Raw genomic sequence first — 9,161 nt, 5'->3', positions numbered from 1 at the left:
CGGCAGCAAGCACCCCGCCGAGCGCCCCGAACAGGTGAGCCTGCCAGGAGATGTTGGATCCCGCGCTGGGCAGGATTCCCCACAGGATCGAGCCATACATCAGGAAGACCACGAGGGCGAGCAGGATCTGTCGCAGGCTGCGGTTATAGAAGCCCCTGACCATCAGGTAGGCAAACAGGCCAAAAACCACGCCGGAGGCGCCGATGGTAAGTCCGCCGCCGAAAATCCACACCCCGATCCCGGATCCCAACCAGCTAGCCGCCACGGCAATGGCGAACCGACGTGTTCCCTCAAGGAATGTGAGGAAACCGAGCACCAGCAGCGGCAGCGTGTTGCTCAGGAGGTGTCCCACCCCAGCGTGCAGCAGCGGCGCGAACAGGACGCCGTCGAGGCCCGACACCTCCCGCGGGTCAATCCCCAGCCAGCCAACCAGTCGGGCGCCCGTGAGCACATTGACCAGGTGGATGGCCCAGAGCAGCGCCGCGAACACACCGACCGTGAGTAGTCCTTTGCGGGCGCGTTCGGCGAGCATGCTCAGCCTTCGATAACCATGGGCTGGAATCCTTCGGCCCGCAGGTTACCGAGGATGAGATCGCAGTGTTCATCACCCTTGGTCTCCATATTGATGGTTATCGCAACATCTCCCATGCTGATGGATCCACCCACCCGGGTGTGATCGACACCGGTCACGTTGGCGTCGGATTCGGCGATGATCCGGGAAATCGTGGCCAGTGAGCCTGGCCTGTCATCGAGGAGCATCCGCACCACCAGGTACCTGCCCGCAGCGGCGAGTCCTCGCTGAATGACCTTGAGCATCAGCATCGGGTCGATGTTCCCGCCCGACAGGATGACCGCCGTATTTCCCGGGGAAGCGCCGTTCTCGGTGAGCTTGCCGTCGAGCAGGGCCGCCACCCCCACCGCGCCCGCGGGCTCCACCACCATCTTTGACCGTTCGAGCAAGAAGATCAGCGCCCGTGCCAGTGAATCCTCGGTGACCGTGACGACGTCGTCGACCAGTTCCTTGATGATCGAGAAGGGCAGCTGACCGGGGCGGCCCACGGCAATGCCGTCGGCGATGGTCGATACCTTGGTTAGCGGTACCAGCGCATCAGCCGCCAACGACGGCGGGTAGGCCGCAGCGTTTTCGGCCTGCACCCCGATGATCCGGATCTCCCGGCCCAACTCCCTCGCTCTGGCCTTGACAGCGACGGCGACCCCAGCCAGCAGACCACCGCCGCCCACCCCCATCAGGATGGTGTCGACGTCGGGCACTTGTTCGAGGATTTCCAGCCCGATGGTCCCCTGACCGGCGACCACATCGACGTTGTCGAAGGGGTGGACGAATACGGTGTCGGTCTCCTCGGCGTACCGTTTGGCTTCCGCGAGCGCTTCATCGACGTTGTGCCCGTGAAGGACCACTTCGGCGCCGTGGCCGCGGGTGGCAGCGAGCTTGGGTAGCGCGACACCCAATGGCATGTAGATGCGCGCCTTGATGCCGAGCCGGGCGGCAGCAACCGCCACCCCCTGGGCGTGGTTGCCTGCCGACGCGGCCACCACTCCCCTGGCCTTCTCGGCGTCGGAGAGCCGTGCCATCCGCACGTAAGCGCCGCGGATCTTGAAGGATCCCGCCCGCTGCAGATTCTCGCACTTCAGCGACACATTGGCGCCAATCAGGCGCCCCAGCGCCCTGGACTCCTCAATCGGGGTGCGGGCGATGACTCCGTCAAGGAGTTTCTGCGCGGCTTGGACGTCATCCAGCGTCACGGCGAGATCCAAAAGATCAGTCACTGGTTGGCCTTTCGTGTGTCATCTGGGGTGGTGGTGTGGATCGGGTGGTTGTTGGTGTCTTCGTCGCTGAGGGGAGGGTCCTCCGGAGGCTCCGGAAGGCCGTCGGGTGGTGGCGGGATCCCGCCGACGACCGGGTCCGTCTCCCAGGAGCGCGCGGCAATATATCGCACCACTGTGTTCACCACCGCGAGGAGGGGCACCGAAAAGAGCGCTCCGGGGATTCCAGCGATCAGTGTTCCGCCAGCGACGGCGAGGACCACCGCCAGGGGGTGGAGGGACACTGCGGGTCCCATGATCAGCGGTTGCAGGACGTGACCTTCCAGTTGCTGCACGACCAGCACAATGGCGAGCATGATCAACGCGTTGACCCAGCCGTTGGCTACCAGTGCGAGCAGGACCGCTACCAAACCGGTGAACAGTGCTCCCACGATGGGGATGAAGGATCCCAGGAAGACCAGGACACTGAGCGGCAGCGCCAGCGGCACCCCGATCAGGGCGGCACCGACTCCGATACCCACAGCATCAACGAACGCTACGAGCATCTGCACCCGCACGTAGTTGGCCATTGAGGACCAGCCACGGCGTCCGGCGCCGTCGACAGCTGTTCGGGCGTCACGCGGCATCAGCCCAACCACGAAGCGCCAGATCCGCTCCCCCTCCAAGAGGAAGAAGATCAGGGCGAAGACCGCCAGCAGCGCCCCGGCCGCGAAGCTGCCGGCGCTACTCCCAAGAGAGATCACGCCTGTCACGATCGATCCGCTGTTGTTCTGGACGGCGCTGGCACCCTCACTGATGAACTGGTCTATCTGGAAGTCGGTGAGACCCAGCGGCCCATCGTGGAGCCAGGTCTGGACCTGCCGGATCCCTTCCACCACCTCATCCCAGAGATCGGTAAATCCGAGAGCCAGTTGCCGGCCCGCCAGCGTTGCCATCGAGCCCACCACTCCCAGGAACCCTACGACGGTGAGGGCGACGGCGAGACCGTTCGGGACCCGTGCCTTCCGCAGCAAACCCATCACGGGTAACAGGAGGCTGGCCAACAACCCTGCGAGCAGGAGCGGGATAATGAGTAGCGAGATGTGTCCGAGGAGCCAGATCAGCATTCCGGCCACGACGATGATCAAGCCGACCCGCCATGCCCACGCAGCCGAGAGGCTCAGCGCGTACGGTACATCCCTGACGAGGGCCCGCCCCATGGCCTGTTCGCGGGCGCCCTGAATACCCGACGGGGTCTGCCGCTGAGGAGGGCGAATCATGGTGCAATCTTTCCACACGTCACTGATCGTTCAGCACTGGGTCCAGCCTGCCGGACCCGTGTGACTAAAGGTCAGCCCACTGCCAATCGGAGGGCGCTTGGCGGACCAGCCAGGGGGCTATTAAACACTTATGCCCGCAACAATCGCTGCGGGCATAAGTCGAAGGATTACGAAATGCTGAGGACTTAGTCGCTGCCGCGCAGGATCGCGATGAGGCGAATGAATTCCACGTAGAGCCAGATCAGCGTGACGGTCAGGCCGAAGGCCGCGGTCCACGAGTATTTCTGGGGTGCACCGTTTCGCACTCCGTCGCTGATCGACGTGAAGTCGATAACGAGGGAAAAGGCGGCGAGCCCGATCGCGAAAATACCAATAATGACACCGAGTGGGATACCGGCGATTTCGATTCCGGTGCGCAGGCCCCAAGGGTCTTCGCTAACGCCAAAGAGCATCAGACCGAGGTTGACCAGGCTGAACGCTGCGTACCCGAGGATGGCGATCATGAAGATTTTCATCGCCTTGGGTGTGGCACGCACCTTGCCGCTCTTGAACAGGGCCAAAGTGATGGCGAAGACGGTGAGCGTCCCCACGAGGGCCTGCAGCGCGATGTTGGGGAACTGAGCCTCCAACACCATGGTCAGCCCGCCAACGAACAGACCCTGCAGGAACGCGTAGGCCAGGATCAGCGCCGGGACGGGTTCCCGCTTGAAAGCGTTGACCAGTCCAAGTACCAGCCCGCCGACCATACCGACGATCATCAGCGGCATCACGAGCCCTGGGAGCAGGAAGGCAGGCACAGCAGCACCGACCAGTACAACGCCGATCGAGAGGACTGTCTTGACGATCACGTCGTCGAAGGTCATCCGTCCGGTCTGCGAGGGCCCCGCTGATGGCTGGTTGTACAGGTCTTCCATCTGGGTGGTGCTCATTGCGCTCTGGCCGGCGAGCGCAGTTGCGCCTTGCCCTGCCGGAGTGTTGCCGCGTGCAGCGGTACGGAAGTTCTTTCCGTTGAATACCGGGTTACCGCCAAGTGCCATGTGAACTTGTCCTCCAATGGGGGATGAATGTGATTTTAACCTTATCAATGTCAACGCTTTTTCCGACATTTTGTTCCCTGCGGCGCCAGCGACGCCAGCAGTCGTTACCCAATCGCTACCCGCCGGTAGCCGTTTGGGTATCCGTCGAAACATGGCACGGGTAACATGAACTCACACTCGGTGACATGTGTCACAAGACATGTGGCACCAGACGTATGCCACAAGCCGTCCTTACTCCACCGGATCGCCGGTGGGGCACCCCATAGTGAGGTTCATAACTTGATAACCCGACCGACGCCTGCGTGGATCAGGAGGCTGCTGGTTTTCGCGACCGGCCTCATCGCCGTCCTCATGCTCAGCGCCCCCGCAGCCCAGGGCTACCACCCAGGGGCCCCCGCGACAGCTCCCAGCACACTGGCCGCATCGCATCTCCCCGGGCAGATCGTTGCCCAGGAGTTCACTGACCGGATCAGTGGTGTTCTCCGGAACGCCGACGGCCCTCTCGCGGACGTCACCATCTCGGTATCGGGCAACGGGTTCGATGGTGAGACTACTTCGGCAGCCAACGGGTCCTGGTCCGTCGGGGTACCCGAGCAGGGTGCCTACGAGGTAACCCTCGAAGTTGACACCCTCCCCGAGGGTGCGGCCCTGGCTGAAGGCCAGGCCAATCCGCGCACAGTCACCTTTGCTGGCACATCCAACGTCACCACGCTGTTTCTGTTCGGCGAGGGGATCGTCACAACCACCACCAGCTTCTGGGACACCCTCGCGGAACGCTCCCTCGCCGGCCTCAGCTTCGGCCTGCTGCTCGCGCTGAGCGCCGTCGGGCTGTCGTTGATTTTCGGTACAACCGGGCTCACCAACTTCGCCCACGGCGAGATGGTTACCTTTGGCGCGGTAGTTGCCTTCGGATTCGCCGCATTGGGGTTGCCCATCTTCGTGGCAATACCGTTGGCGGTGGTCGCTGGTGCTCTCCTCGGGTGGGTCCAGGATGCTGGTTTGTGGAAGCCCCTGCGCCGTCGCGGAACCGGGCTGGTTCCCATGATGATCGTCAGCATTGGGCTCGCCCTGGCGCTCCGGTACATCATTCAGTTCAATTTCGGTGGTGCCACGCAGCAGTTGCCTGGCGCCCAGAGCGCTCGGCTGGACTTCGGACCGGTCTCCATTTCACAGAACAACCTCAATTCGTTGCTGATTTCCCTGGTGATCATCCTGTTGGTTGGGTTCCTCCTCCTGCGCACCCGCCTCGGCAAAGCCACCCGCGCGGTGTCGGACAACCCAGCCCTCGCTGCCGCTTCAGGTATCGATGTGGACCGGGTCATCCGGATTGTCTGGATGGTCGGCGGGGCGCTGGCAGCCCTCGGCGGAATCCTCTGGGCGTACTACCGTCCGGGCGTGTCCTTCAACATGGGTCAGCAGATCCTGCTGCTCATCTTCGCTGGCGTCGTCCTCGGTGGACTGGGCACCGTGTTCGGTGCCCTCATCGGGTCGATCATCGTAGGACTGTTCGTGGAAATCTCGACCATCTGGCTGGAAGCCGACCTTAAGTATGTGGGAGCGCTTCTGATCATGATTCTGGTTCTTCTGTTCCGGCCGCAGGGTATCCTCGGCCGCAAAGAGCGCGTCGGTTAGGGGCTCACATCATGGATTTCGGAAATATTCTTGCACTCGCCTTCGGCGAAATGATCAGCCCCACCACCGCCGCTTATGCTCTGGCCGCCCTCGGTCTCGCCGTGCACTTTGGCTATTCAGGACTGCTGAACTTCGGCCAGGCCGGTTTCATGGCCGTGGGTGCCTACGGCTACGCAATTTCAACCCTGACTTTCGACGCTCCCCTGCCAGTCGCCGTCCTGGTGGCGTTGACGGCCTCCGTGCTTTTCGCCCTCATCCTGGGCATTCCCACCCTGCGCCTACGAGCCGACTATCTCGCGATCGTCACTATCGCCGCAGCGGAAATCGTCAGGTACATCGTGACCACCAACGGGCTGACCGAGGTGACGGGCTCAGCCAACGGTCTCGCCAACTTCGAGAATGGCTTTTTCGCGCTAAATCCGTTGGCCCCGGGATCCTACAATGTGGGTCCCATCGCAATGAATGAGCGGGACCTGTGGATCAGAATCGTGGGCTGGACCATTGTGGCCCTCGCCTGCCTGACCGTCTGGTTGCTCATGCGCAGCCCCTGGGGCCGTGTGCTCAAGGGGATCAGGGAGGACGAGAACGCTGTTCGTGCCCTGGGCAAGAACGTGTACGCGTACAAGATGCAGGCGCTGGTTATCGGTGGCCTCCTCGGTTCCCTGGCGGGCATGATCTTCACCCTCCCCCGCGGCGCGGTACAGCCTGCCAACTATGCCACGGAGCTAACGTTCTTCCTGTACACCTGTCTCCTGCTCGGTGGCATGGCCACCGTTCTTGGACCGGTGATCGGGGCCATGATCTTCTGGGTGGTGCTGTCCCTGACCCAGGGGCTGCTCTACGGTGCAATTGAAATCGGTGCCATCACCTTCCTGTCCAACGTGCAGGCAGGTCAATTGCGCTACATCCTCGTTGGCGTCGCGTTGATGCTGCTAATGGTGTTCAGACCCCAGGGCGTCCTGGGTAACAAGAAGGAGCTGGCGTTCGCATGACCGAACCACTAGAGACGCAGCCGACCACCGGGGACGGGCGTCCACCCAAACACAGTGCGGCCACCCCCGGAGCCGTGGAGTCAGCGCCTGCCGGCTCAACCCCGGTGGACTACATGACCGATTCCCGCGACATCACCACCGGGCAGACCGGTCCAGGCTGCAAAAAACGGGACCCCATCCTGGTCGCGGAGAAGGTGACCCGCCAATTCGGTGGGATGAACGCCGTCGACGTCGAGTATCTTGAGGTCCCCCGCAACAAAATCACTGCGCTGATCGGGCCCAATGGTGCTGGCAAGACCACACTCTTCAACCTGTTGACCGGCTTCGACACCCCTAACAGCGGGCAGTGGCGTTTCGACGACCGTGACATCGCCGGGGTGCCGTCCTACAAGGTGGCCCGGATGGGGATGGTGCGTACCTTCCAGCTCACCAAGGTGATGGGCAAGTTGACCGTCATGGAGAACATGCGTCTGGGCGCCACTGCACAACCCGGTGAGAGCCTCGCTCGGGCCCTGTTCAAGGGGCTATGGGGTAAGCGGGAGAAGGAAATCACCGAGCAGGCAGACGTGCTCCTCGCCAAGTTCAAACTGGATGCGAAGAAGGACGACTACGCGGCGTCACTGTCGGGAGGCCAGCGTAAGCTGCTCGAAATGGCCCGGGCACTGATGGTCAAGCCGGTTCTCGTCATGCTCGATGAGCCGATGGCTGGAGTTAACCCAGCACTCACCCAGTCCCTGCTGGACCACATCAAGAACCTCAAGGCCGAGGGCATGACGGTGCTGTTCGTCGAGCACGACATGCACATGGTCCGTCACATCGCGGATTGGGTGGTGGTGATGGCCGAGGGCAGGATCGTCGCCGAAGGGCCGCCCGAGATAGTGATGAAGGATAAGGCCGTGATCGATGCCTACCTTGGCGCGCATCACGACGTCGACCTCGGCGACTCAAAGGGCGTCGAGATGCTTGAAGTTGAGCTCGCCCAGGACGAGGAGTCCGTCGTCGGCACCGCCGACGCCGGCATCCTGGCCCACCCCGGAGGCACCCAATTGGACGGCACGCCAGTCGAAACCACTCGCACAGGCCAGACTGGTCCCGCCACAACGGCGGATACCGCACCGGACAGCAAGGAGACCCGACCATGAGCGAGGACAACAGCACATCGGTGGTCAAGGTCACCGACCTGGTGGCTGGCTACCTGCCGGGCGTCAACATCCTCAACGGCTGCAGTATTGAGGCACGGTCGGGTGAGCTGATCGGCATCATCGGCCCCAACGGCGCTGGTAAGTCCACGCTGCTCAAGGCCATGTTTGGGTTGGTGAAGGTACATTCCGGGTCTGTGGTGGTCAGGGACAAAGACATCACCGGGCTCAAGGCCAACAAACTGGTTAGCCAGGGGGTCGGGTTCGTCCCACAGAACAACAACGTGTTCGCCTCGCTGACCATCGAGGAAAACCTCGAAATGGGTATGTACCAGCGGCCGAAGGACTTCAAGAAGCGGTTCGACTTCGTCGCTGACTTGTTCCCCGAACTGGGGAAGCGTCGGGCACAGCGGGCCGGGTCGCTCTCGGGCGGCGAACGCCAGATGGTGGCGATGGGACGGGCGCTCATGATGGACCCGGCAGTACTCCTGCTCGATGAGCCCTCAGCCGGTCTCTCACCCGTGAAACAGGATGAGACGTTCCTACGGGTACATGAGATCAACCGGGCGGGAGTCTCGGTGATCATGGTCGAGCAGAACGCCCGCCGGTGTCTCCAGATCTGTGACCGGGCGTATGTGCTCGATCAGGGGAAGGACGCGTACACGGGTACGGGCCGCGAGCTGATGAAGGATCCGAAGGTGATCCAGTTGTACCTGGGCACCCTCGCCGACACGGCTTAGCAGGCTCCTCAGGATCATAAACGCCCGGCTGGGAGNCAGCCGGGCGTTTTGCGTTGGGCGCGTCCTCGCCTGCCCCTAGCCTCTCGGGAAACTGTGCAAATCAGGGCAAAAAGGATCCATGTGGGCTCATAGGCTGGTGCTCGCGGCGAACTCCGGTCCCTCCTCTGGAAAGACAACCCATGGACCGTCGCAATTCCATGACCATGCATTGTCACGGCTGGGCGGACGTGGACAGCTTCCTCGGCAAGGTGAGGGTCCTGCACAAGTGCGCAGACCGAGGACTTCATGCGGGGCACCGTCGCTGGCATGCGGGCCATGCCCTATGTGGAACGATTCGCCTGGAAAACCCGGGTGATCACAGAACCGAAGATGGGCAACTCGGCCCTCTTGACGGTCGAGGCTGGCGAACCTCCACCGGCAAGCTTTACGCCTCCCTGTAGAGCACAGGCGGCTTCCCTATAGTGCACTGGGGTCGTTCGGGTGGCCACACGGTCGGCTGCAGGCTGACGGCTGGCGGCGGTCCGGTGGGCAGCGAGAAAACATGCCCCGCTGTCCGGGTTGCTCACCAAAACGGCCG

At 62.7% G+C, this 9,161-nt stretch carries 8 protein-coding genes (1 of these 8 running past the window's edge); 4 read left to right on the top strand and 4 right to left on the bottom strand.

All coding sequences use genetic code 11. The features are described 5' to 3' along the window. The 4 genes from K728_RS18860 to K728_RS0108035 all read right to left on the bottom strand — a co-directional run. A protein-coding gene (locus K728_RS18860; RefSeq protein ID WP_024476357.1) for a rhomboid family intramembrane serine protease crosses the window boundary here: on the bottom strand, positions 1 to 532 show its 5' portion. Its footprint begins 137 nt before the window's first position; only the first 532 of its 669 coding nucleotides appear in the window; the start codon lies at positions 530 to 532; its stop codon lies beyond the left edge, outside the window. Positions 533 to 534: 2 nt separating this feature from the next. Beyond that, a complete protein-coding gene (gene ilvA / locus K728_RS0108045; RefSeq protein ID WP_019483665.1) occupies positions 535 to 1,788 on the bottom strand; it encodes a threonine ammonia-lyase in 1,254 nt (417 codons plus the stop codon). Then, positions 1,785 to 3,044 carry an AI-2E family transporter gene (locus K728_RS0108040; RefSeq protein WP_024476356.1) on the bottom strand — a complete coding sequence of 420 codons (1,260 nt, stop codon included), beginning with the start codon at positions 3,042 to 3,044 and terminating at the stop codon, positions 1,785 to 1,787. The genes ilvA and K728_RS0108040 overlap by 4 nt, the downstream gene beginning before the upstream one ends. Before the next feature lie 185 nt (positions 3,045 to 3,229). Then, entirely contained in the window at positions 3,230 to 4,081 is an 852-nt protein-coding gene (locus K728_RS0108035) for a Bax inhibitor-1/YccA family protein (RefSeq protein WP_024476355.1), read from the bottom strand. Positions 4,082 to 4,360: 279 nt separating this feature from the next. Here K728_RS0108035 and K728_RS0108030 point away from each other — a divergent pair, with 279 nt between their 5' ends. From K728_RS0108030 to K728_RS0108015, 4 genes are all read left to right on the top strand, one after another. After that, positions 4,361 to 5,713, top strand: a complete 1,353-nt coding sequence (locus tag K728_RS0108030) for an ABC transporter permease subunit (RefSeq protein WP_019483668.1) — start codon at positions 4,361 to 4,363, stop codon at positions 5,711 to 5,713. 11 nt (positions 5,714 to 5,724) lie between these two features. After that, positions 5,725 to 6,705 carry a branched-chain amino acid ABC transporter permease gene (locus K728_RS0108025; protein ID WP_019483669.1) on the top strand — a complete coding sequence of 327 codons (981 nt, stop codon included), beginning with the start codon at positions 5,725 to 5,727 and terminating at the stop codon, positions 6,703 to 6,705. A gap of 113 nt (positions 6,706 to 6,818) precedes the next feature. Next, positions 6,819 to 7,847 (top strand): ABC transporter ATP-binding protein, encoded by a 1,029-nt coding sequence (locus tag K728_RS0108020; RefSeq protein WP_051317647.1) that lies wholly within the window; start codon positions 6,819 to 6,821, stop codon positions 7,845 to 7,847. Continuing rightward, the gene (locus tag K728_RS0108015; RefSeq protein WP_024476352.1) at positions 7,844 to 8,584 is read left to right on the top strand and encodes an ABC transporter ATP-binding protein; all 741 of its coding nucleotides are present in this window, start codon (positions 7,844 to 7,846) and stop codon (positions 8,582 to 8,584) included. The genes K728_RS0108020 and K728_RS0108015 overlap by 4 nt, the downstream gene beginning before the upstream one ends. The last annotated feature ends 577 nt before the right edge of the window (positions 8,585 to 9,161 follow it).

The sequence above is a fragment of the Arthrobacter sp. CAL618 genome (genome assembly GCF_000468215.1).
GTDB lineage: Bacteria > Actinomycetota > Actinomycetes > Actinomycetales > Micrococcaceae > Arthrobacter_D.
The sequence above is the reverse complement of the archived record's forward strand: the minus strand, read 5'-3'. Positions and strand labels throughout refer to the sequence as shown.

Excerpts from the sequence above, each read along its gene's own strand:
- K728_RS0108040 (WP_024476356.1), bottom strand. The coding sequence starts at position 3,044 with ATGATTCGCCCTCCTCAGCGGCAGACCCCGTCGGGTATTCAGGGCGCC.
- K728_RS0108035 (WP_024476355.1), bottom strand. The coding sequence starts at position 4,081 with ATGGCACTTGGCGGTAACCCGGTATTCAACGGAAAGAACTTCCGTACC.
- K728_RS0108025 (WP_019483669.1), top strand. The coding sequence starts at position 5,725 with ATGGATTTCGGAAATATTCTTGCACTCGCCTTCGGCGAAATGATCAGC.
- K728_RS0108020 (WP_051317647.1), top strand. The coding sequence starts at position 6,819 with ATGACCGATTCCCGCGACATCACCACCGGGCAGACCGGTCCAGGCTGC.
- K728_RS0108015 (WP_024476352.1), top strand. The coding sequence starts at position 7,844 with ATGAGCGAGGACAACAGCACATCGGTGGTCAAGGTCACCGACCTGGTG.